The organism is Haloferula sp. BvORR071, from assembly GCF_000739615.1.
In the GTDB taxonomy this organism is placed as follows: domain Bacteria; phylum Verrucomicrobiota; class Verrucomicrobiia; order Verrucomicrobiales; family Akkermansiaceae; genus Haloferula.
In genome coordinates this window covers 264,509-289,054 of sequence record NZ_BATP01000039.1, presented here as the reverse complement: position 1 = coordinate 289,054, position 24,546 = coordinate 264,509, and the positions used below count along the sequence as shown (strand labels likewise).

General features: G+C 62.2%; 15 protein-coding genes. 7 read left to right on the top strand and 8 right to left on the bottom strand.

What is annotated here, in order from left to right; all coding sequences use genetic code 11:
* Positions 1–6: 6 nt before the first annotated feature.
* From BV071_RS21970 to BV071_RS21960, 3 genes are read left to right on the top strand one after another with little or no spacing between them, the layout of a single operon-like run.
* Entirely contained in the window at positions 7–486 is a 480-nt protein-coding gene (locus BV071_RS21970) for a (2Fe-2S)-binding protein (protein ID WP_035611813.1), read from the top strand.
* Positions 483–2,744, top strand: a complete 2,262-nt coding sequence (locus BV071_RS21965; protein ID WP_035611811.1) for a molybdopterin cofactor-binding domain-containing protein — start codon at positions 483–485, stop codon at positions 2,742–2,744. The genes BV071_RS21970 and BV071_RS21965 overlap by 4 nt, the downstream gene beginning before the upstream one ends.
* 53 nt (positions 2,745–2,797) lie before the next feature.
* Positions 2,798–3,259 (top strand): nuclear transport factor 2 family protein, encoded by a 462-nt coding sequence (locus BV071_RS21960; protein WP_035611809.1) that lies wholly within the window; start codon positions 2,798–2,800, stop codon positions 3,257–3,259.
* 881 nt (positions 3,260–4,140) lie between these two features.
* On the opposite strand, the gene BV071_RS21955 is transcribed toward BV071_RS21960, so the two are convergent.
* From BV071_RS21955 to BV071_RS21945, 4 genes are all read right to left on the bottom strand, one after another.
* Positions 4,141–8,160, bottom strand: coding sequence for an autotransporter-associated beta strand repeat-containing protein (locus BV071_RS21955; RefSeq protein WP_035611807.1), 4,020 nt, complete (start codon positions 8,158–8,160; stop codon positions 4,141–4,143).
* A gap of 222 nt (positions 8,161–8,382) precedes the next feature.
* Positions 8,383–9,852 carry a discoidin domain-containing protein gene (locus BV071_RS33455; RefSeq protein ID WP_052573723.1) on the bottom strand — a complete coding sequence of 490 codons (1,470 nt, stop codon included), beginning with the start codon at positions 9,850–9,852 and terminating at the stop codon, positions 8,383–8,385.
* Positions 9,853–9,906: 54 nt separating this feature from the next.
* Positions 9,907–10,926, bottom strand: coding sequence for a hypothetical protein (locus BV071_RS33450; RefSeq protein WP_052573722.1), 1,020 nt, complete (start codon positions 10,924–10,926; stop codon positions 9,907–9,909).
* 278 nt (positions 10,927–11,204) lie between these two features.
* Positions 11,205–11,636 (bottom strand): septal ring lytic transglycosylase RlpA family protein, encoded by a 432-nt coding sequence (locus BV071_RS21945; protein WP_035611805.1) that lies wholly within the window; start codon positions 11,634–11,636, stop codon positions 11,205–11,207.
* A 199-nt stretch (positions 11,637–11,835) separates the two neighbouring features.
* Here BV071_RS21945 and BV071_RS21940 point away from each other — a divergent pair, with 199 nt between their 5' ends.
* Positions 11,836–12,507, top strand: coding sequence for a hypothetical protein (locus tag BV071_RS21940; RefSeq protein WP_035611803.1), 672 nt, complete (start codon positions 11,836–11,838; stop codon positions 12,505–12,507).
* A 47-nt stretch (positions 12,508–12,554) separates the two neighbouring features.
* The gene (locus tag BV071_RS21935) at positions 12,555–12,908 is read left to right on the top strand and encodes a cupin domain-containing protein (RefSeq protein WP_035611801.1); all 354 of its coding nucleotides are present in this window, start codon (positions 12,555–12,557) and stop codon (positions 12,906–12,908) included.
* A gap of 352 nt (positions 12,909–13,260) precedes the next feature.
* On the opposite strand, the gene BV071_RS21930 is transcribed toward BV071_RS21935, so the two are convergent.
* The 4 genes from BV071_RS21930 to BV071_RS21915 all read right to left on the bottom strand — a co-directional run bounded on the left by BV071_RS21930 (position 13,261) and on the right by BV071_RS21915 (position 22,561).
* The gene (locus tag BV071_RS21930; RefSeq protein WP_265594736.1) at positions 13,261–13,899 is read right to left on the bottom strand and encodes a hypothetical protein; all 639 of its coding nucleotides are present in this window, start codon (positions 13,897–13,899) and stop codon (positions 13,261–13,263) included.
* 415 nt (positions 13,900–14,314) lie between these two features.
* Positions 14,315–15,673, bottom strand: coding sequence for a sigma-54 dependent transcriptional regulator (locus BV071_RS21925; RefSeq protein WP_035611797.1), 1,359 nt, complete (start codon positions 15,671–15,673; stop codon positions 14,315–14,317).
* Positions 15,674–15,777: 104 nt separating this feature from the next.
* Positions 15,778–20,904 (bottom strand): PAS domain S-box protein, encoded by a 5,127-nt coding sequence (locus BV071_RS33445; RefSeq protein WP_081886154.1) that lies wholly within the window; start codon positions 20,902–20,904, stop codon positions 15,778–15,780.
* Positions 20,905–20,956: 52 nt separating this feature from the next.
* Positions 20,957–22,561 (bottom strand): hypothetical protein, encoded by a 1,605-nt coding sequence (locus BV071_RS21915; RefSeq protein WP_265594735.1) that lies wholly within the window; start codon positions 22,559–22,561, stop codon positions 20,957–20,959.
* Between the two features lie 213 nt (positions 22,562–22,774).
* On the opposite strand from BV071_RS21915, the gene cecR reads away from it, so the two are divergent.
* The gene (gene cecR / locus BV071_RS21910; protein ID WP_265594734.1) at positions 22,775–23,464 is read left to right on the top strand and encodes a transcriptional regulator CecR; all 690 of its coding nucleotides are present in this window, start codon (positions 22,775–22,777) and stop codon (positions 23,462–23,464) included.
* Complete coding sequence (locus tag BV071_RS21905; RefSeq protein ID WP_035611792.1) at positions 23,461–24,534, top strand: efflux RND transporter periplasmic adaptor subunit; 1,074 nt, start codon at positions 23,461–23,463, stop codon at positions 24,532–24,534. Before cecR ends, BV071_RS21905 begins: the two co-directional genes overlap by 4 nt.
* Positions 24,535–24,546 lie beyond the last annotated feature (12 nt).

The window sequence follows — 24,546 nt, the reverse complement described above, 5'->3', positions numbered from 1 at the left end:
CAAGTCATGAGCGAATATCAACTTCATATCAACGGGCAGCCGCGGACTGTGGATGTCGCCCCGGAAACGCCCTTGCTCTGGGTCCTGCGCGACAGCCTCGACCTGGTGGGCACCAAGTTCGGATGCGGCATGGCCCAGTGCGGTGCCTGCAGTGTCCACGTTGATGGTGAGGCCGTCCGCTCCTGTGTGCTGCCGGTTTCACTGGTGGGTGACAAGAAGGTGGTGACCATTGAGGGCCTAGCAACGGAAGGCAAACTCACGCCCCTGCAGCAGGCATGGTGCGTGCTGGACGTGGCGCAGTGCGGCTATTGCCAGGCGGGCCAGATCATGTGTGCCTCCATTCTTCTCCGGGAGAAGCCGAAGCCGACCGACGCCGATATCGATCTGGCGATGTCCGGCAACCTCTGCCGTTGCGCCACCTATCATCGCATCCGCGCCGGCATCCACCGCGCCGCCGAACTTGCCGCGGAAGGAGGTGCCCGATGAGCACCAACTCACCCACTGCGCTTGATCGCCGCAGCTTCCTCAGCCTTTCCGCCCTTACCGGCGGCGGCTTCCTGCTCGGTTTCTACGCTGGAATAAGCTCCTCAGGTGGAGCCGAGCTGGGCCAGCCGACTGACACAAGCCTCGGCGAATTCTCCCCCAATGCCTTTCTCCGCATCTCGCCGGATGGGACTGTGACGATTGTCGCCCACAAGCCGGATATGGGCCAAGGGGTCACAACGTCGATCCCGATGATCCTCGCCGAGGAACTCGATGTGGATTGGCAGAGCGTGAAACTGGATATCGGCAGGGCCGATTCCGCCTTTGGCAACCAGCTGTCGGGCGGCAGCAGGTCGGTGCCGAATTCTTACGACTCGATGCGCCAGATGGGAGCCACGGCCCGCGCGATGCTGGTCACGGCGGCCGCTCAAATCTGGGGTGTGCCCGAAGCGGAATTGACCACCGCCGCCGGCAGCGTCACGCACGCAGCGAGCGATCGCAAGGCTGGCTATGGCGAGCTTGTTGCGAAAGCCAAGACTCTGCCCGTGCCACTGGCCAGCAGCGTCCGGCTGAAAGACCCGAAGGACTTCAAGCTATTGGGCACGCGCGTCGGGAACTACCAGAATCGCGACATCGTTACCGGCAAGCCGCTATTCGGCATCGATCAAAAGGTTCCGGGCATGCTCCACGCCGTGTATCAGAAGTGCCCGGTCTTTGGCGGTAAAGTGGTCAGTGCCAATCTCGACACGATCAAGACGCTCCCGGGCGTAAAGAACGCCTTCATCATCGCAGGCACCGATAATCTGGTGGGCCTGATGCCGGGCGTGGCGATCGTGGCGGATTCGACCTGGTCCGCCATCAGTGCGCGGCGCCAGCTCGAGGTGCAGTGGGACGAGGGCGATCACGCCAACGACAGCTCGGTCGAGTTCGCGAAACAGGCCGCGGAACTAGGTGCGAAACCGGAGGGCATGTCGGTGGTGCGCAACGATGGCGACACCAGCGCCGCGCTCGCTACTGCTGCCAAAGTGATCGAGGCCAACTATTCCTATCCCCTCATCGCGCACGCGTGCATGGAGCCAATGAACACGCTGGCCTATGTGCAGGGCGATCGCGCCGAGCTGTGGTCTCCCTGCCAGGAGCCTGCCGGTGCCGCCCGCGCGGCGGCGGCCGCCACCGGCATCCCGGTTGGCAATATCAAGGTCAACGTCGCCCGCATGGGCGGGGCCTTTGGACGGCGCTGGTTCGCTGGCTTCGCGGCCGAGGCGGCGATCATCTCGCAAAAGTCCGGCGCTCCCGTGAAGCTAACCTGGACCCGCGAGGATGACATGCGGCACGACGAGTACCGCCCGGGCGGATTCCACCACTTCAAGGGCGGGATCGATGAGGCCGGCAAGTTGATCGCCTGGCAGAACCACTACGTCACCTTTGGCGTGATGGGCCGCGGCCGCGGCGGAGAGTCTCTGCAAGCGGGGATTGGCGCCGGTCTTGATGGCGGGCAATTCCCGGCGCGCTTCGTGCCGAACTTCCGAACCGTGCAGAGCTTGCTCGACTGCCGCATTCCGATGGGCCCGTGGCGCTGCCCGGGTAACAATGCCTTCGGCTTTGCCATCCAAGGCTTCATCGACGAACTGGCGAATGCCGCGGGGAAAGACCCCTTGCTGTTCCGCCTCGACCTGCTGAACACGCCGCCGCTTCCCAACGCGGGTGGCGGCCGGGGCGGCGGATTTGGAGGAGGCTTCAGTGCCGAACGGGCGCGCGGCGTCTTACAATTGGCCGCGGAAAAGGCTGGCTGGGGCAAGCGCTTCGAACGCGGGCAGGGTGCTGGCATCGCCTTCCATTTCAGCCACCAAGGTTATGTGGCCTACGTCGCCGAAGTAAGCGTGTCAAAAGCCGGTGCCTTGAAGGTTGACCGGGTGGTCGCCGCGGTGGATGTGGGTCGCCAGATCGTGAACCTCAGCGGCGCGGAAGGCCAGATCGAAGGCTCGATCATCGACGCTCTCAGCGCGGCGAAGTATCAGGAAGTGGTGCTTGAGCGAGGGCGCATGGTGAAGGGCAACTTTGCCGAGTATCCGATGCTTCGGATCAACGAGGCACCGACCAAGATCAAAGTTCACTTTCTGCGCTCGGACAACAGTCCGACCGGACTTGGCGAGCCGGGGATTCCACCGCTCGCTCCGGCGGTTGCAAATGCGGTTTTCGCGGCGATCGGCAAACGGATCCGCGAGTTCCCCTTCAGCAAAACCGATCTCAGCTGGAGCTGAGGTCGGCCCAAAACCCCCAATCGGGCTAACAACCCTCAATCTTGAGAACGTCCATGAAAGCATCCCTAATCGCATTGTTTTTGATCACCATTCCTTTCCACGGAGCTGTCGCTCAAGCAGAAGAATCCAAACCTGCTGCCGCTGCCACCAGCGCTGAAAAGGAAATCATCGAACTCTCGAAGCAGAAATGGGACTGGATGGCCGAAAAGAAGGTGGAGCCCTTGGCCGATCTCTTTCACGAAAAGGCGGTCTTTGTCCACATGGGCGGATCGTGGGGAACCAAGCAAGAACTGGATACGATCAATGGTGGAGGCATCCACTACAAGCACGCGGAGATCCAGGAAACGTCCGTGCAAATCATCGGCGATACCGCGATCCTGTTGAGTAAAATCCGGCTGGATGCTGTCGTGGGAGGCAACGAAGTCACGAACCCGTTCACGGTCACCGAGGTATTCGTGAAGGTAGAAGGCAAGTGGAAGTTGGGCTCCCTTTCGTTCACGAAGATGGGGCGTTAGCGACATCGCCACCACGCGAGCCACCGGCACTGGAAGGTGACGCATGTGTTTTCCGACCCAGCTGGCACAGGTGATCCACTCTCTTTCATTCGCGAGGTCCGGGTGGTGCCGCGCAGCAGTTCGACGGAACTGGGAGGGGACGCCGAGCTAGCGGCATTTTGTTTCTCGCTGCGAGGCTTCTCATCCGGTACGGGAAACATCGTAGAACTCGCAAGACGCCAGCGTGAGCCCGGATCTTGGGAAGACGATAGCCTGGAAGCCGGGGCAAGGTTCAATCCTTGCTAAATGGAAAAAGGGAACGAGGGTGACAGGTGGATGTCAGAAATCGATGGAAGTGAACCACAAGAACGACCAAGCCGGCGGGAGTGCCGGCCCGGCGACTGGGTGGGGGCAGCCCGGGTCACGGATTGGTCCAGGCGTTTGAGCAGGCATCTGTATCTACCGCCAGCAGGCGTTGCAGGTGGCAGGGTCTTGTGGTCATTCGCCCGCGGGGAGCGGCAAGGAGGAACCGTATGGATCCGCCTGGACGCCATGAGCAGATGCCAAGCAGTCGAACCGAGCTGAGGCAACGCTGCGGATGGATTCCCGCTGATCCCGCAAGAGGAGGAGTGTTGTTCTCCGGGTGCTGTTTCTCGTTAGCCGCTCTTGAGCGGGAGTGGAGTATGACCGGATGCCAGTGATCTTGCATCTTTGTGTCAGGAGCCCTCGCATCGGGCGTACAGAGTCCTCCCGCCCGCGAAATGACGCTCGCGGAGCGACAACTCCGTGAAGACGACGGCTTGCAAAAACCCGGATCACAATAAGCGGAAACGGGCCGGGATTTGCATCCCGGCCCATCAACCCATCGCTATGGATTACCCAACAAGACCGACCAAGTTTGTTCAGGGGGCCTCGGCCGCGGTGGCCCGCAGGAAACCCTTCGGGCCACGCGTCGCGGCACCGCCGATCGCACCATTCAGGCGGAAGCTGCGGTAGGACCAGTCGCTGCTGCTAAGGGCGGGCAGTCCGGTGGCACTGGCGGAGATCTCGCTCACCACTTGAGTGAAGGTGGCGAGGTCATTGCTACCGGAGATGGTGTAGAGCACCTTGTCCACGGTGGCGCTCTTGGAGGTGGTGCCGGTGAAGGCAGCACCGGCGCGTACCGGCAGGGTGATGACAAGCGCTTGCTCGCCACCCACGGCTTCGACGCCGGCGCGGAACTTGCCGCTCGCGTTAGCCGAGGCCGGATTGCCGTCGAGCGCGAACTCCTCAAGGTTGCTGAGACCATCGTGATCCGGGTCGTCGTTCTTGCCATCGAGGCCGCCGACGGCGAAGCCACCGATCCAAAGCGTGAAGGGATCGCCCGCCCCGACCTTGATCGAGCCGGTGCCGGTGATACGGCCGTTGGTATTCGCCGCGGTGTAAGTGCCCAAGCCCTGCGAAACGCCATCGATCTGAAAGTCCGCCACGGTATCGACCTGGCCGTGCGGCAGGTTCAGGACGCCGGTCGAAGCGACATTCACGGTGGAAGCATCGTCCAGGGTGGCAGTTCCCAGCACCAGGGTGCCGGCCTGCACATTGGTGATACCGGCGTAGGTGCTAGAAGCGCTAATTGTGAGCGTTCCCGCGCCGGTCTTCACGAAGCCACCGGTGCCGCCGAGTGCGCCGGTGAAGGTGATGTCGAAAGGCGAGCCGGAGCCATCGGAGGCCTTGATCGTGGTGAGCGAGTTCAAGGTCATCGCGACCGCCGAAGTCCATGCCGCCTTGGCACCGAGGGTGCCGCTGCCCAGCTGCACATCGAGCACGCTGGTGCCACCGTTCGGGTTCGCGATAATGCCGCCGGAGCCGACATAGAGTTCACCGCCATTCAAGCGCAGGCGGCTGGTCTCGGTGGAAGCCGCGACCTGCTGGAGGGCGATGCGCTCGACCGTGGCCGTGCCGTTGCGAACCAGGAAGAGCGAGTCACCGGCGAAGCCATTGCCGACGACCACACCATTTACCGTATCGGTCGAGGTGAAGGTGGCGCCATTGATATCGAGGACCGACCAGCGGCCACCGTTGTTCAGGCCGATACTGGTAGCGCCATCGACGGTGAGGCTACCGCCATCGAGCAGAGCCGAGGCGGAGGAATTCACCGCGCTGTTGCTCTGACCGACGGTGAAGGCGCCGGTGATGTGGCCGATGCCACCGCTCATGTGGAAGCCCACCGTGGCGGAGGCCGCGGCGGGTTCATTGCCAAAGACCAGGGCGCTGCGACCGAGGGTCAGCGCAGTGGCATTGAAGGAGCCACCACTTACCGCGATCAGGTGACCTGCGTTCGAGTTGTTGGTCGCCGTCAGTCCGGCATTGAAGTTCACCGTGCCGCCGCTGACGAGCAGACCGGCAGCACCATTGCTAACCGAGGATGCGGCGGAGGCAGTAAGCGTGCCGCCGCTCACCACCAGTTGCGCGCCGCCGACCGCAGAGACATTCGCCGCTGCGCCGCTGACCGAGCTACCGGCGGCGAACTCAAGCACGCCACCGCCCGCGGTGGTGGTGCCGGTGTAGGCTTGGGCCGCGGAAAGCGAGAGGATGCCCGCTCCGGACTTCGTGAGGCCGCCGGTCGCACCGCTGAGCGGAGTGATCGCCCCGGCGTAGCCGAAGTCGTTGCCATTGGTATCGATCAAGGCGTTGTTCGCCCCGCTGATCTGATAGGTACGGACGATGCCGGCCACGGGAGAGCCAAGGCGCAGGCTGCCACCCGAGAAGGTCACCGGACCCGCGACATTGCCGAGGCTGGTCGAGCTGTTGATCGTGACCGAGCCCGCGCCGAGGGTCACGCCACCGTCGAAGGTATTCGTGCCAGCCAGCACGAGGTTGCCGGTCCCGCTCTTGACCAAGGCGGCGCCGGTACCGGCAATGCTGCCATTCAAGGTCAGCGAGGAGGTGCCCGCGACGTCAACAGAGATGTCATCCGCATCAACGCTTACGGGCGCATTGACGATGTGATCGCCCGAAGCATTCGAGAGGATCGAAGCCACCGCACCATTGTCGAAGAGGAGCGTGCCCGGAGTGACCAGCCCGGGATCAATGCTGATCGCGGTGCCAAAGGAGTCATCGAGTGCGAGGGTGCCAACCGTGCGGTTGCCATCAAGTGTGATGGTGAAGGCAAGATCGGTGAAGGCACCGCCGAAGCCGGAGGGACCAGGGCCAATCTTGGCGACCGCGGCGCTGGCATTCGGAGCCGCATTCTTGGTCCAGTTGGCCGCGGCATTCCAGGTACCGCCGCCATCCGTCTTCCAGAAGTTGGTGGGATCCGAGCTGGTGATGGTGAGCCGGATGGCCGTGCCAGTATCGGAGAAGAGATAGGCCTTCGAGCCGTTGCCATTCACCACGCTGAGGGCAGTGGCCGCGGAACCGGAAACGGTGGCACCGGCGGTATTGATCAGCGTGTAGGTGCCATTGGTGTCGAAGCCATTGACGTCCACGGTGGCTCCGGCATTCAGCGTGAGCGTGCCGCCCGCGGAGACGGTGGCGGTGTCATTGCCGCTACCGAACTGCACGGCCAAGGCGCTACCGGAGCCGAGGGTCAGGTTCGCAAAGGTGATATTGCCAATGCCATTGTCGCCCGGGGCGAGGACACCGCCGCTGTTCACGGTGGTAGTGCCGGCCAGACTGCCAGTGCCGGTGAGGGTGCCGCCAAGGTTCACGGCAGTGTTGCCTGCGCCGCTCTTGATCCCGTTCACCTTGAGGGTGCCGAGATTCACCGTGGTGATCCCGGTGTAGGTGAGATTGGTGGCGTTGGTGAGAGTGAGGGTGCCGGTGCCGTTCTTGGTCAGCGCGGCGGTGCCGGTAATGCCGCCGTCATAGGAAGTATCCAGGTTGAGACCGCCGACCGCATAGGTCGGGGTACCTGCGGAACCACCGTTGAGGGTGGCCGTGGCCGAGGCACCGCTGAGCTTGCCGATGTTGATGGTATTACCGTTGGTATTCGTTTGCGGCGAAAGGCCGACGGTGCCGGCAAGGTCCACAATGCTGTTCGTGAAGCCCGCGCCGACCTTGCCACCATTAATGAAAAGGCGGATGGGACCAGTTCCGCCGAAATTGATGGTGCCGGTGAAGGCGGTCATGTCCGCGGAGATGTCATCACGGGTGACGGTGGTGTTGGCGTTGATGTTGAGTGTGCCAGCACCGGTTAGAGTTTCGACGGTGGCGTCGTTGTTACCCCACGCCATGCGGTTGCCCATGTTGATCGTGCCAGATTGGCCGGCGGCAACGACGAGGCTCGAGATGATCGACGTGGTATTTCCCGCGGCCTGGGCGTTGGCGAGGATCGCACCGTTTTCGAAGGTGATGGGGCCTCCGACCACGTTGACGAAGCTGCCGGCGTTGGCATTGGTAGTGCCTCCGGAAAGAACTGCGCCGCCACTGGTCGCCAGTGCGGTATTGAGTTGAAGGGTGCCCGTGCCGGACTTGGTGATGGCGCCAGTGGAGCCGGTGCTAGCTCCCGCGATCGTGAGCGTGCGGCCGCTGGCGACATTCCATGCTTGGGCACTATTCAGAAGCAGAGGGCTGCTGACCGAGAGATTCTGGGTGGCAGCGCTCAGGTTGATGCCGGAAGTTCCGATCGTCAGGGTATTGCCTGCGACGATGCTCACGGCACCCGCCGGATCCACAACCGTGAGACCGAGGACCGAGCGGTCCGCACCAAGGGTGGTGGCCAGATTCGCGGTGGAGCTGGCATTGAAGATGGCGACGTCGGCCGATCCCGGAGAAGCGGAGTTCCAGTTGCCGGCAGTGGTCCAGAGCGCGTCGGCAGCACCGGTCCAAGTCTGGTCGGTCTGGGCCGCACCGGCGACGGCGCAGAAGGCGGCACTGGCGATGAGCGAGGTCCTGCAAAGCGGGATCGAGGAGATGGAGAAAAGGCGACGAGTGGGCTTCATTGTCTTCAAACGGGATTTAGATAGGGTTCTACCCGCGGATGCCGCTTCTCGGGTTGAAGCGTGGCGAAGGTCGCCATCCGAAGGCGGCTCAGTGGTAGCAGCCCGCAAGGAACGTTTCCTATAACCCATTGGGGGGTGCTGAAGCATCACCCGGATGGAGCAATCTAACAGCAGTAGGCATTTGCCCGTGCAGCCCGCGCAACTGGCCGCGCGAGAGATGCATCAAGAGCTCATGTGAAGGAGCTGCAGTTCGTGGATGCTCCAGTAATTGCTCTCCGCGATGGCGGTGCGGCTGATGCGCACGAAGCGGCCCGCGATCACTTCAGGAAAGTGGATCTCGTTGCGGGCGCGGGCACAGCTTGTCTCGACGACGGGAGTCCATGTCTCACCGTCCGTGGAGACTTCGACACGCACTCTGCCCGGAAAGTCACGCGGGGATTTTTCGTGCTCGAGGATCAGCCCGGCGAGCTTCTCAGCCGCGGGGAGTTCGATCCGGATCCATGCGGCGGGGTCCGCTTCGGCACCGGTGCTCCAGCGCGTGGCGGGATCATTGTCGATGGCGAGGGCCACCCTGTCGGCGTTCTTGCTGGCAAGGAGCTTCCAAGCGCTGCGATCGGCGATGACCTGCGGATAGGCCGCGCGCAATTCCGCGATGCTCCATGGCTTGCCGCGATCAAGGCTGGCGGCACGCAGGCGTGCGACTTCCTCCGTGGTGACCGGTGCACCTTTGTTCCCAAAGCTAACACGAACGTAGCTCGCGATATCGGCGATCCATGAATCCGGATTGGCACCCATCGAGATCATCTCGGACTCGTAGGCCTTGCCATCCACCGGACCTGTTAGACCGTGGAGGAGCACGCGCAGCAGCGAGTCCCCTTGCACGGCCGTTAGAGAACCCTTGAGCGGCGGAGCCAAGCGCAGATCCTGGCTGCCGGACAGCGGCGCGCCTTCGCCATCGGAGCCGTGGCAGGCGAAGCAAACCGAGGAAAAGATTTGATGCCCACGCTCGATGCTGGAGCGCTGCTGAGGAGTGAAGTTGCTGGCGGCGAGGCTCGGGGCCTCGGTGAGAAGCTTTTCACCGATCTCGCGAACACCGGAGGAGTTGCTGGTGGCGACGATCTTCCGCGCCTCCTGCTTCCAGTTGGGGAGATTCAGGATCTTGGAAGTCATGACCACCTGGAGGACGACATTGGGATCGCGGTCCGTGGCCAAGGCGTGAATGGCATTAAGCAGTTCGCGATGATCGCCTGGCGTCTTCAGGATCGTTTCGCTGGCGCGGATGGCTTGGACGCGGACTTGCGGCAGCGGATTCTGGAGGCGTTCGAGCGCGAGCTTCTCATCCAGCGCCCCGAGGCCTTCGATCGTCCACAGGGCATGAATGCGGGCGAGTGGATCGGCATGCGAAGTGGCCATCTCGCGTAGCGCCGGCAGCACCGACTTGTCGCCCTTCAAAACCAACAGGCGCTGGGCGGTATCGCGCCACCAGCCGTTCGGGTGGGCGAGGTGCTCGACCCACTGGGCGGGCGTCTCGCCGAGCATGTGGGGTTGCGGTCCCGGCTGGAAATCCTTGTGGACGAGCCGCCAGATGCGGCCGTGGCCGGTGACTTGATCGAGCCCATGCTCGAGGATGCGATCGCGCAGAAAGGCGCCGCGCTTGGTCCAGTTCCGCTCTTGGACGATGCCACGATACATATCCACGATGTAGAGGCAGCCATCCGGTCCGGTGGTCGCATTGATCGGGCGGAATTAGGGATCCGAGCTGCGGATGAACTCCCCTTGCTCACAAGGGTTCGCGACCCTGGTGATGCCATCGTCGACTCTAACAGTCGCACGACGGATCAAGCGGCCGACCGGCTCGGGCAGGAAGACATTGCCCCTCATTTCTTCCGGCAGACGGTCGCCGCGGAAGACGGTCTGGCCGCAGCAGGCGGTGAAGACATTCAGGGCCTTGAACTCCGGAGACTGGAAGCGCACCGGCCCGCCCTGGAAATCCCCGAGCGAGACGAGGGGCCAGATTTTGTTGAAGTCCGGGCTCATCTGGCTGGGGACGTTGATCGCGCCGTAGAGGACCGGCGTCTGGTAGTTCCAGATCCCTTTCTCGCCGCCGGCGTTCGACCACCAGAGCTTGCCATAGTCATCCTGCGCGATGCCCCACTGGCCGCCATTCGCGGCAGTGGTTTCCTCCAGGGGATCGCCGCTGCCATTCCAGCGCAGTCGGTAGCTGTTGTAGGTGGTGTAGATCCAGTTGTCCAAGGCCCAGACGAGACCACTGGGCTGATGCTCCATGTTACCCGCGCGCGGGCCACCCTTGAACCAGAGCTTCGATTCATCGGCGCTGCCATCGCCATTGGCATCGCGATAGAGCGTGAAGTCATTGGAATTGGTAAGGCCGACGAGGACGCGGTCGTCCATCGGCAGCACCATGCGAGGCAGGAGGATCTGATCGAGGAAGACCTCGCTCTTGTCGAAGACGCCATCGCCCTTGCTGCTGGAGTGGCGCGAGATGCGGCTGATCGGATCAAACTCTCCACTGCCGTCGATGTCCTTCATGTAGCTGCGCATCTCCGCGACGTACATGCGGCCATTGCCATCGAAGGTGCAAAGCACCGGTTCCGCGATCTGCGGCTCACTGAGCACAAGCTCCAGCCGGTAGCCATCCGGAAGCTCGATGGCCTTCAACTCGTCCTCGGGCGATAGCGCGGGTGGTGAGGCTGCCGCAAAGGGAGCCACAAGGAGCGGCAGGAGAAAGAGGGCACGCTTCATCATCGAATGCTTGAATTCTCAACGCATCGTCCGATCAGGAGTTAGCAAGCAATCGCTACCCCATGCGGGTGAGCCACCGGAGTCGGTGGCATCGGGGCCCACGGCACAACAACGGTCGTTAGAACGGCAACACCGTTCTGAGAAAAGTCTACCGCCTGCCCTCAAGCTCATGACGGAGCCACCTAACGCCCCCCAAAAAAACAAATCGCCCTCTTCCAGAGGGGCCGGAAGAGGGCGATCTTTTAGGAGGACGACTTGCACCGGGACAATTGATCCGAAGATCAATCCTCCGCGGCTTTCTTCAGCACCTCGACCTTCACCGATACGGTTCCACGGGAGTAGAATCCCAAGCGCTGCGCGACCCCTTCGGTCACATCGATGACACGACCCTTGGTGTAAGGGCCGCGGTCGGTGATGCGGACAATCTCGGACTTGCCATTGGCAAGGTTGGTCACGCGCACATTGGTCCCCAGTGGCAGGGTCTTGTGAGCGGCGGTCGCAGCACCATTGCTGAGACGCTCACCACTCGCGGTGCGTGTCCCGCCATTGCAGCGGGTTCCATACCATGAGGCTTCACCATGCTGGATGGTGGATACTTCCCACTCCGTCTGGCCGCCGCTGAGGCTGCTAGACGCTGTGGCCTGCGTGGTGCAGGATGGTAGCAATAAGGCTCCGGCTATGGCCAGGGCCACGGATCTTTGGGTCCGGGTCATGGTTGATGTCGGTGTTTTCTCCTACGCACGGCGCAGGAACCCGGGGGTTTAGAGACTGGGGATGTTAGGGGCAAGCCCAATCCACAAGTTTCTGTCAAGAGGTATTTGCAGTAAAATCAAGGGTTTCCGGGCATCTATTTAACCATTGTCAAATTTCTATCGCCATTTCGGCCCCGGATTTGCTATTGGGAACGACAGGATGAGCACTTGGATTCCCTCAAGTCGCGACCGTTTCACCCCGGCCGACTTCGCGTTCCTGAGCCATGTCCTGGCGCCCGGGGGTGAGCGGCGCCACCTGTGGACCCTCTGGGAGGACCCGGAGGCCCTCAGGGAGATGTTGGATCTCAAGGAGGTCCTACGCGGGCTTCTCGCTTCCACCGCCGCGCTGAGCGTGTCGCCCGCCTTCTATTTCTATGTGCTGGTGCGGCATTCCTTCCTGGACGTGGGCATCACGGATCCCGGGATGGCCGACTACGTGGCGGGCGTGATGGTCCAGCGGCTGGCCAGCGATACCGGAGATCCGCTGCGCAGCCTGCCCGCCGGCCTGACCCATGCGGCGGACTTCGTGGCGATCTTGGAATCCGCCCATGGCCGGATGCGCTTCCACCTGCAGTTGGAGGCTGGGAACCAATTTCTGGTGCTCACCGGACTCTTTCCGGGATTCCTCAGCCGGCGCTGCCAGCGTCGCGGAGCTCCGGGGGTGGCGTTTTACGAGGACTTCGCCCGCCGGGCGTATCGCGATGCGGCGGACAATCGCAGCGCTCCCCAGGATGCGCCGCGGCGGCTGTTCGGGGATCTCTCGGACGCACTACCGGTGGCAAGGCTCTCGCTGAACAAGCTGGCGGAGGAGTTGGTGTTTCTAGGCGAGTAGCCTTCCGCCTGCTTCCAATTTCTGAGGCAGCCCGCCTAGGATGCGGCATGGAAGTCCGCGCCCTCGATTCCCAAGCCCCCTTCACCACCAAGGACGGCTCGACCATCCGCAGCATCCTCGATCTCTCGAATGCCCCTGTGAAGATGCAGAGCCTGGCGGAGGCGACGATTCCCGCCGGCGGGGCGACCCAGCGGCACTGGCACCAGGACAGCGAGGAGTTCTACTTCCTGCTGGAGGGTTGCGGAATCATGGAGATCAACGGCGTGGAGCGCGAGGTGGGACCAGGCGACGGGATCCTGATCCCGGCCGGGGCTTGGCACCAAATCCGCAGCGAGGGCGGAGTGCGGATGCTTTGCTGCTGCGCACCGCCATACCGGCACGAGGATACCTTCTTCGAGTAGAAGAGGAGAGACTCCCTTGGCGGAGCCGGATGCGGAAAAACCCGGGTTCCAATACAACTCCCGCCGGGGGGACCTCCGAAGAGATCGCACACCCGGCGGGTTGGTTGTATTGGATAGCGGGGTTTCTCAGGCCCCATTTTTTTGTTCTCCCCCCAGAGAACATCATTCTAATGGCATCGCCCGTGCCAATCTGAGCACCTAAATTCCGACCTCTCAGGATCAATCGCTTGCAGGAAGGCTTCGCAAAAATGCGTAATTCAGATTGAATATAAATCCTGCAAGGATTTCAGGGGTCTTGAAAATCATTCAACTGGATTCACCGGTTGGCAGCGAAGGCCAGCCCAACTCTGCCTCAGCGGCCGGCCACAAGAAGGCCGTAGGCGAGGATGTGGACACCCAAGACCAGAAAGGACGCCAAGAGCATTTTCCGGAGGGTCTCCTTGGCCCGTAAATGGGGAGCACCCTTGATCGTCAGGTAATTCAGCCCCAAAAAGAGCAGGTGGACAGTCAGGTAGGCCAGCACGAGTTCCAAACCGAGCGGAACACCGGCGAAGCGGCTGGCGAGACTCCCGCCCAGCATTCCGGACGCAGCGATCAGACCGGTGGAAATACTGACCTCGGGCAGATAAACCCGAATCATCCCGAAAAAGGAATGAACCGCCCAGGGATCACCTTGGCCGACAAAGACATCCGGCGAAAGGGGCACAAAGCGGGGCAACTCCCGGGATCTCGTATCCGGATCGATTTGCCGCGGCGGCAGAAAACCCTCCTCGAAGAAGTCATCTACTTCCAACTCAGGCTCGGGTTCCGGAATCGGCAGTCCCACCAAAGGCATCGGACCACTCAGGGAGTCCCAGTGCGGAACCGCGGAGCGCGGCTTGGCGGCGGCGGCTGAAGCCCGATACCCATTCTCCAACAGCTTCAATCCAGGTGCCGCCAGATTGCGGTCATGCGAAGTGGGCGCGGTGGGGCAGGGACGAAGCCTTTGCATCAGAGATTACGGGGAGTTCTGCACTCCGGGAGGAAAGCCCGGTGGAACACCCCACCCTCCCCGCCGGGGATGGTCGAAAAACCTTCCCCGGCGGATTGGTTGTAAGTGGATGGCGGAGCTTTGTGACTCCTGTTCTCCCCCCAGAGAACAGAAGCCGCTCGGCATCCGCCATGCCAACTATAACGACAGTGCGTGAATTGCTTACGTTCAAGGAAATGTCGGCAATTTAGCAATTTCCCGATCACGTAACTTGGCCATCAATTCTGCAAATTATTCAAGTTCTCCTGAACATCATGCAGGGCCAAAAACGGTCATGTCCGGTTTTACCCCGCGCGCAGCATCGGGTTCGCCGGGCAGTCGGCAAGCGACGCGTCGAACGGCGGAGGATGAGCCTCCACGGGCTCAAGGATGAACCCTACTTCAGGCCGTGGCGTTCCAAGAGATTGTAGACCGAGCGCTCGGAGATGCCGAGGGCGCGGGCGGTCTTGGCCTTGTTTCCCCCGCTGAGCTGGTAGGTCTGGATGAAGGCATCGCGCTCCAGCTCCTGAAGCGTCATCTGGCGGCTCTTGCCGGCAGCGCCAGTCTCGCGATTGGACTCGAGCAGCGGCAGGACCTCCTTTTCCTCCAGCAAGGCATGATCCGTGAAGGCAGTGGCCCTCTCGAGGACATTCTCAAGCTGGCGCACGTTGCCAGGCCAGTCGTAGCCAAGGATTGCGGCACTGGCCCCCGCGGACAAACGCCACTCGTCGCTACCGCGGCGTTTTGCGATGCGGCGCAGGATTTCTTCCGTCAGAGCTGGCAAGTCCTCCCTGCGCTCGCGCAGCGGCGGGATGTGGAGCTCGATGATATTCAGCCGGTAGTAAAGATCCTCGCGGAAGCTGCCAGCTTGCACCCGGGAACGCAGGTCGACATTGGTGGCGGCAATGACGCGGGTGCCCGTCTTGAGCAATTTGTTGCCCCCAACGCGGAAGAACTCGCGGTCCTGTAGGACGTTCAGAAGCTTCGGCTGCAATTCCTGGGGCAAGTCGCCAATCTCATCCAGAAACAGTGTGCCCTTCGAGGCCGCCTCGAAGCGACCGGCGCGCGACGCAGTGGCTCCGGTGAAGGAGCCCTTCTCATGACCGAACAGTTCAGACTCCAGCAGTTCCCGAGGCAGGGCGGGACAACTCACGGTGATGAAATCCTCCGCTGCCCGCGGGCTCATGCGGTGGATCTCGCGCGCGAAGTAAGTCTTGCCGGTGCCGCTTTCGCCGGTGAGCAGGATCGTACTGTCGAGAACGGCAGCCCTTTCCATCCGGCGCAGCAGTTCCTGCACCTTCGGGCTGCTGCTGGTCATTCCCTCGCTTCTGCGACCGAGGGCCGAAGTCTTTTGAGGTGCCGGGGGCTCTTCTTTCCGCGGTTCGCGGCGCAGTTCCCGCAGAAGGTCGAAGAGTCGCTTCAGTTCGAAGGGCTTGGTCAGATAATCCGCCGCACCGGCCCGCAGTGCCTTGACCGCAGTCTCGGCATCGTTGAACCCGGTCAGCATGATGACCGGTAGATCCGGATGCAGCTCGCGCAGCCGCGTAAGCGTGGTGATGCCGTCCATGTCCGGCAAGCCGTGGTCGAGCACCACCGCTTCGGTGGCATGGCTTACTTCATCCAAGGCTTCTTGGCCGCTGCCCGCTGCCTGCGGGCGCCAGCCATGGTCCTTCGCGGCCATGACCAGCAAGCGCTGGATCGTGGCATCGTCATCCACGATCAAAAGGTTCGGGGTGGCGGCGGGGTGGCGGGACATCAGGAGTGAATCAGCACAAGGAAAGGTCAACGGTCTGGATTGGCTGTCCAGTTTGAAGATTCGCGGCGCTGCGCGCGATCGCGTTTATTGAACAGATCCACCTATCAATCGCTTTGTGCCAGAGTGGATTGCAGAGTCGTGAGCAAGATTTCAGCAGTACACGGTTTGGTGATAAAATGTCGGACGCTACGTCCGGCGTCCTTGGCGGCTTTCTCCTGATTGCTGATCCCGCTCGAGGCGATGATCTTCACGGCGGGGTCAAATTCAGTCAGCTCACGAATTGTCGCGAGTCCATCCATGGACGGCATCATCATATCCGTAATCACCGCCGCGATCGAATCGCCCTGTTCGCGATAGATTCTCACTGCCTCAACTCCATCCGCGGCAAGCAGCACCTTGTAACCGAAGGCCACCAAGGTCTGTTCTATGATCCTGCGGATCGAAGCTTCGTCATCCGCCACCAGGATGGTTTCGCCTTGGCCACGGGGCAGATCGGCCTCGTTGATTTCCATGGCATTCAGGCCGACCTCGCCCGATGCCGGCAGCACGATGAGGAAACAGGTGCCCTTGCCCGCGCTGCTGGCGGCGCGGATGAAGCCGCCGTGGCTGCGGACAATCGCCAGCGAGGTGGAAAGCCCCAACCCGGTGCCCTTGCCCGCAGCCTTGGTGGTGAAGAAGGGCTCGAAGATCTTGTCGAGCAAGCTTCGCGGGATCCCGTGGCCGGTGTCCTCCACACGAATCAAGACATGCGGCCCCGGCGTGACCGATGACTCGGTGGCCGCGAAGCGCTCATCCAAGTTGACATTCTCCGCAGTGACGGTGATCTCGCCACCGCCGGGCATGGCATCCCGCGCGTTCACGCACAAGTTGAGCAAGACCTGATGGAGTTGTGTCGGATCGCCCTGCAAGGTCCAGAGCGTGCGCGGCACCTTGCTCTTGAAGGTGATGCTCTTGGGGAAGGTATCGCGCACGATCTTCTCAATATCCTCCACCAGCCGCCGCGCGTGAAGCTCGACACGGCGACCTTCCATGCCGCGGGCGAAGGACAGGACCTGATTGACCATCTCTGCGCCGCGCTTGGCGCTGGTTGCCAAGGTGGACAGGAGTTCCTCACCGCGCTCGCCCCTCACCTCGGAACGCAAGAGCTCGATCGACATGCTGATCGGTGCCAGCACGTTGTTCAAATCGTGTGCGATCCCGCCGGCGAGAGTGCCGATGCTCTCCAGCCGCTGCGCTCTCAAGAACTGCTGCTCCAGCTTCTTGTGCTCGGTGATGTCGGTATTGATCGAAAGGATGCTCGCGGGCTTGTCTTCCCCGGCAGGCAGCAAAGTCCAGCGGGCTTCGATCATCAGTTCGCGGCCCTGACGATCGATCTGATGCAACTCCCCCACCCATTCGCCGGTCGTTAGAACGGCCCGGAAAGCTTCACCGAAGGCGGTGGTATCACGGTACAGCAGATCCTCCACCGAATGGCCCAAGATCTCCTCCTTGGTCCAGCCATAGAGCCGTTCGGCGCTCTTGTTCCAATAGCTGATCCGGTGCTCCGGGTCTTGGACCATGATGGCGTCGCGCGCGCGGTCCAGCAGTGAGGCTTGTTCGCGAATGCGCTCGTCCGCCTGCTGACGGTCCAACTCGGCGGCGGCACGAGCGGCGAAAATTTGCAGTGTCGATTGCACCAGCGAGCCCTCCTCCAAGGCCCGGTTGAACAAGACCACCATGAGGCCGGCGACATTCCCGTCGCGGTCCAATAGGGGGATTCCCGCATAGGCTTCGATGCCCAGCACGACCAGGAAATGATCCTCGGGAAACAAGTCCTGCACCCCGCGGGGGAAGACGCAGACCCGGCCCTCAGTGACGTTCTCACAGGGAGTCCCGACCAGACTATAGGTCAAATTCTCCTCCACCTTGCCGTCCAAGACCCACGACAGCGAGGTCACGGAAAGATCCTCACGGTTGAGACGGCCAATCATGCCACCGTAGCCACCCAAGGCCTCCACCATATTGCAGGTCAGCAGATCGAAGAATTCCGATCCGGTGCCGCTCGATACCGCCTGGGCCACTTTCAGCACCACCTCGCCGGTGCGGCGGCGCTCCTCGCGGGCGCGCAAGGTGCCGATGCCGAAGGCCACGTCATCCGCCAGTTCCTGAAGCAACTTCACCTCGTCGTCCCGGACATCGAAGATCTCGGGCGAGTATAGGCCGAGCATGCCGAAGACCTGTTCGCCATCGCGGAGCGGAAGGCAAATCACGCCGCGATAGCCACGCTGCTGCATCTGGGGCAACCAGGCTATCATCGCTGATTCTTCCTCGATGTTGCGACAGACCACCGCTTCCCCGCCGCGGATCGTGCGCCCCGCGGGACCTTGGCCGGTCGGACAATTTCCATCCCAACTCAGGTGAATCTCGTCCAGATAGCCGTCCACCATGCCGGCGGAAGCCATTGGCTCAATGGAACGGTTGGCATCGCGGCGGGCATAACCGACCCAAGCCATCTGGTAACCACCGGTCTCCACCGCCATGCGGCAGATTTCGTTGAGCAAGTCGCTTTCGTGGTCCGCGCGGGTGACCGCCTCGTTGCAGGCGCTGAGCATCTTGAGCGCGCGGTTCAGTCGTGCGAGGTCGAGTTCGGATTGCTTGCGGGCGCTCAAGTCGCTCATCCCACCGACCATCCGGATACCGCGACCGTGGTCGTCCCGCATCACCATCCCGCGGTCGAGGACGTAGGCATAGGTGCCGTCCGCCTTGCGGAAGCGGTACTCACCGCTCCATTGGTTCTCAGGCCCCTCGATCGTCTTGCGAATGACCTCAAGCACCCGGTCAACATCATCGACATGGATGCGGCTGGTCCATGAACGTGAACTGCGCTCAATCTCCTCGCGGCGGTAGCCGAAGAGCTTCTGGAAGCCCTCATTCCACCAGATCTCGTCCTTGACCAAGTCCCAGTCCCAGACCGCGTCGTTGGTCGCGCCGGCAACGATCTCGAAACGTTGCTGGATCTCGCGCACCGCACTCTCCGCGCGGTGGCGCTCGCCCCCTTCCAGCGCCAAGGAGACGAGATTTGCCACGGAAGCGGCGAAGGTCTTCTCATCTCCCGTCCACAGACGGGGCGGGCCGGTCTGCTCGCTGCACATCACGCCCACGATGTTGCCCGCCACGGTGATCGGCGCATCGAGCATCGAGCTGATACCTAGCGGCCTCAGATAAGTCTCCGAGAAGTCACTGGTGCGGGGGTCGGCATGGGCATCGTCCGCGGCGATCACGTCCAGCTCGTCCAGAGCGCGGATGTAGGCCGGGCAATTCGCCGCCAAAAGCTCCATGCCGGAGCTGTGGCGGTGCTCGTCCATTTCGTAGAGATCCGCGCAGCGCAGCGAGGTGCGAGCTTCATCGTACAACCAGATTCCCACCCGGGCGACGCCCAAGGCTCGGGCATGGGCCTCGGTAATGCGGCGGAAAGCTGCAACCGTATCCTGCATCTGCAAGGGCTGGATGCCAGCCAAGGCGATCAGCGAGTTGCGCTGCCTCACGTAGCGTTCCTCGCGCAAGCGGGCCTCGTCCTCCGTGCGCCTGCGCTCGCTAATGTCCCGCAGAGCCGCCACCAGGTAGGTGATATCGCCACCGGCGTCCTTGACCGGCACGGTATCCACCTCCACCCAGATCTCACGGCCATCCTTGGTGTAATTGACCAGCTCGGCGCGGACCGGCTCACCCTTCTTGACGGCCAGAAGGATGCGGTCCAGCTCGGCAGGCTGGGTTTTCGGCCCGTGCAGGAAGCGCGGTGAGCGGCCCAGCGCCTCCTCCGCGGAATAGCCGGTGCCTTCCGTGAAGGCATCATTCACAAAGAGGATGCGCGGCCCCGGTTCCTCCACCGGGAAAGCCTCGGTGATGATCACCATGTCGGTGATGCGCGCAACGCACTCCGCCAGCAGCTTCACCTGTTCCCGCGACTTCCGCAGTGCGGTGACGTCCCGGAAATAAAGCGCCAGACCCTCGGCGGTCGGCAGCCCGCGAATCTCAAACCAGGCATGGAGCGGCGGGTAGTAGTTCTCGAACTCGACCGGTTGCCCGCTCTCCATGGCGCGGTGCAATTCGCGATCCAAGATGGTGCCGCAGGCTTCAGGGAATTCTTCCCAGATCGTGCCACCAAGCAAGCTGTCCCGCGAGCGCTGGAGCAGGCGCTCGGCCTCCGCATTGAGGTAACTGTAACGCCAGTCGCGGGTCAACAGACAGAAGCCCTCGGTAACGCTTTCCAAGGTGGTGGTCAGACGCTCGGTCAATCGACGTTCCGACTCCTCCGCCTCCCGGCGCGCCGTCAGATCCTGAAGCGCGCCCTGGATCCGCACAATCTTCCCTTCTGCATCGCGTACCGCTTCGCCGATCGCCCGGACCCAAGTCGACTTGCCAGTGGCGGTGAGCAGCGGTAATTCCAGATCGAAGGACGTTCCTTCCGTCGCGCAGCGCTGGAAAGCCTGCTGCACGAGTCCCCGCGACTCCGGCGGATAGTAATCGAAGGCTTCTTGGAAATCCGGCACATAGCCCGGCGGCCGTTCGTGCATGGCGCAGACTTCGGCGGACCAGGTGATGCGGCTCGCCATGAGATCCACGGTCCAGCCTCCCAAACGGGCACTCTGTCCGGCGATCCGCAGCAGCGTCTGATCAACCCGCATCTTCTCCGCCGCGCGACTGCGCTCGATAACGAGGCCGATCAGCTTGGCTGCGGATTCCACCCGCCCGCGTTCCTCATCCCCCGGCGAGCGGTGCTCGCGGTAGTAAATGCCCATGGTGCCGAGCAAATCCCCACTGCCCGAGAAGACCGGGACCGACCAGCAGGCCCGCAGCCCGTGGCGGAGCACCAATTCGCGCGCCGTGACCCAATCGGGATGAGTGGTCACATCCTCGACCACCACCATCCTGCCCAAGGCCGCCGCAGTGCCGCAGGAGCCGATCCCCTCACGGATCGGCAGTTCCGTGGCGGACTGACGGAAACCCGCCGGCAAGCCCGGGGCAGCGGCCAGGGTCAGCCGTGTCCGCTCCGCATCCGCCAAAAAGATCGAACAAAGGGCGCCATCCGACGAGGCCTCGTCGATGCGGCGTGCCACCCGCTCCAGCACTTGCGCGATGGGTTCCCCGCTCAGGATCAAATCAAGCGCCTCCGCCTGGCCAGCCCAGTAGGCCTCCTCCCAGCTTTGTTTGCGTTGTTCCCGGCCCTCCCCCACCATTGTCTCGTTCGTCATGCTGCGGATGATCCTCTTGGGGGGAAGAGGAACTCCGTTTTCTTCCGGACTTTTAATACGGATTGCCCAGACGAGTAACGTTCATTCGTGCGAAACGTTTAGTGGCTGTGGAATCTTGGAGGGTGGCCGTGAAGATCCGGCGCTGGTTCACGCCGCTTCCACCATTCGCAACGAAGGTGTAGGTCGCTCCAGCACTGCTGTTGATCTTGGCCCAATTCACCATATCGGCGGAGGTTTCAATTTCATACCGATAGCGATCATCCACGTTGATCTGGCCGCTATCGCTACTTTCGCTGGAAACGACGCCGTTGGTGGCCGTAGCTTGTCTCATCGTGGGGAACTGCACCTTGAAAGTCCCCGTGCCGGGGCCCGCCGAGAGCAATGCAAAACCGGCCGTGTCGGAGTTGAAGGCATTGTCGAGGAGATCCTTTCGTCCATTCCCGTTGTAGTCGAAGTCGTCCTTGGGAAACGAGATGTAGCCTTCCGTCAAAGTCCTGCGCGAGAGGATGTAAGGCCTGCCGTCAGCGCCGAATTGCAGGCCGAGCACATCGGCGTCGGGGAGCGCGCCTGCCGCAAACTGGACCGGCTGCCCCGAATTGTAGGCGTCGCCGGTCGGGAGTTTTGGCTTCACGTAGTGAATCTCGCGCGCCCGGGCTTCATACCAAGCAATCCGCTGGCGCCCATCCGGGGCCGTCGCCACAGCGATGCTCCTTGGTGCGGGGGGTAAACCGTTTACCGCAGGGATGTTCGCAATGATGGTATCTCCGCTACGCTTCAGGCTGCGCGTCGTCGCCGTGGGGGTAGCCATGGAAAAATAGTAGATCCGATCAGCTAAATTCACCCTCATCACCGTCAGTGGATTGTCGCAGATCACGCCTGGATCCACTTCCTGTTGTGGAAAGGTCGTATGAATGATGAACAAAACGCTGCCGAAGTACTTCGGCGTTGCTTTCAGGAGGCTCACCGAGGTGGTCGTCGCCAAGGTGAAGTAAAGCCGCACGTCGGTGAGGGAAGAAGCAATGATGCCCGTGCCCCGGACTTCGGCGGGAGCCGCGGAATTCAATTGCTGGGCGATGCCCTTCCATTGTCCGGATTCCGTCCGCGCGTAGCAGAGGCGTTCAGGACCATTGGTCACAGGATTCCCGCCATCCCGGACCCATGTGACATGCAGATTGTGGGCGGTGGAGTCATCCACACATGCGCTGATCTTGTCGATGCTGGCGGAAGGAGTTCCATCGATGGTGGTCACCACGGAAGTGCCATTGTCGAATGCGACGCACTTCAGGGTAAAGCTGCTGCCGCTCGCATGAGGAGCAATGTAGTAGCCTGTCTGGGCCCCCGTTCTGACGAAGACTCCATCTTTGTTAATCCCGCCGAGAGGACTGCTTTCGCCCTCCGTCCAAGCGGGAAGCCCCCCTTCGATCGGCCCCCCGGTGATAAAAGCAGTCGGCGTGCTGTTGTTCCCGCTAATGCCTTTGTTGAAGATGCGCAGGGAATTCGCTGCCTCAGGCCAAAAGAACCAGGCGTTCCCCGAGGGCGCGCTCATCACATTGGCGAGCCGCTCATTCTGCCAATCTGCCGGCAAGAGGCTCGCGCCAGACGGCAGGATCCCAAGGAAAAGGAATAGGAATGCGAGGGCTGCTGCCGCCGGTTTCATGGCCCCGGCCATCGCATGCCGGGACCGATGATGCAAGGCCCGGGAGAGGGCATTTTTCTAACAGTGAAGCGGAAAAGCGCCGATTTTGCTACCCCTCCGTTTGATCCGCCGACGCGCGCAGGAGGGTTTCAAAAATCGCCGAATCTGGCTCTCTAGGATGATGAATTACACAATCGTTTGACTTTATTGGACGATTGTACAATTTTCTCCGCCGTGGAGCGGGAGTTGTTTCCAGTCAGCCCGAACAAGGGCGAGCAGGCGCGCCGGAAGCTATTGCTGGCGGCCCTGAAGAAGATTGGCGAGAAGGGCTACGAAAACGCCTCGGTGCGGGAGATCGCCGATGAGGCGGGGCAGAATGTGGCGGCGATCGCCTATTACTTCGGGAACAAGGAGAAGCTCTACGCGGCGGTGCTGGAGGGGATCGGCGGGTATCTCCGCGGCGTCTTCGGGCGGGTGGCGGAGGACTCGCGGGCGAAATTGATCGCCGACCAGCTCGATCCGGAAAGCGCGCGCGAGATCATCAAGCGGATGATGCGGACCCTGCTCGGCGAGCAGCTCGAGGGCAGCGAGTTCGAGAAGATCCGCCTGGTGATGCTGCGCGAGCAAGCGGCACCGAGCGAAAATTTCGAGCTGCTCTATCAGGCGGCGCTCAAGCCGCTGCATGAGCTATTTGCGAAAGCGGTGAGCATCGCGACCGGCGAGGATCCCGCTTCGACCGAAGTGGTATTCCGGACGCATGCGATGTTTGGTCAGGTGCTGGCCTTCACCTTGGCGAGGGCAACGCTCCTGCGCCGCTTGGGTGCCAAGCGGCTGGAGCATTCGCACGTCGAAACGATTGCCGGCGTGCTCGACCAGCACGTGGACCTGATTTGCGGAGGACTGAACGCGACAAGACAATCATGAAAAAGGCGATACCGATCATCCTGCTGGCTGCCATTCTCGGCGGCGGCGGCTGGTACTTTTACAAGAAGCAGCATCCTTCGGAAGATCCACTGGTGCTTCACGGGAACGTGGACATCCGCGGAGTCGACCTTGGCTTCCGTGTCGCCGGACGCATCGCCGAGGTCCTCAAGGACGAGGGCGACACCGTCAAGGCAGGCGAGTTGCTGGCGAGGATCGATGGCGAGCCTTATCAACGCGAGGCAGACCAAGCGCGCGCCGCTCTTGTCCAAGCCAAGGCAGCCTCGGAACAGGCGAAGGCAAAGCTCGGCCAGGCAAAGGCTGATGCCGACCTCAAGCGTGCGGGCTACCGCAAGGAAGAGATCCAGCAGGCAGAGGCGAGTCTATCGGAAGCGAAGGTCACCATGGACAACGCCGAGCGTGCCCACTCCCGCCAAGAGTCGCTGGTAAAGAGCAACGCCGTATCGCGCCAAGCCTACGAAAATGTAGAAGCAGGCTACCGCGAAGCGGAGCAGCGCATGAAGTTGGCACAGGCGAACCTCGACCGGCTGCAAGCGGGATTCCGCAGCGAGGAGATCGCAGCAGCGGAAGCGACCGTGGGCGCAGCCCAAGCAGCAGTGGGCGCCTCGGAGGCGGATGTGGTAAAGGCGGAAGCAGCGGTGAAGACCGTGGAGATCAAGCTGGCAGATACAGAGCTGAAGAGCCCATCGGACGGGGTGGTGATCACCCGGGCTCTGGAGCCGGGCGCGATCGTCCAAGCGGGGCCGACGGTGCTGTCACTCTCGCTGGAGAAGCCGGTGTGGGTGCGGGCCTATGTGCACGAGCCGGAGCTGGGCAAGTTTCCGCCGGGCACCAGGGTGAAGGTCTTCTCGGACAGCGATCCCAAGAAGGGTTTCAGCGGCACCGTCGGCTTCGTTTCACCGAGGGCGGAGTTCACGCCGAAGAGTGTGGAGACGAAGGAGCTGCGGACCTCGCTGGTCTACCGCATGCGGGTCGTGGTGGACGACTCGGATGGCTCGCTGCGGCAAGGCATGCCGGTGCGGGTGACACTGGGCGCGCACACGGACGAGTGATCAGTTTTAGAA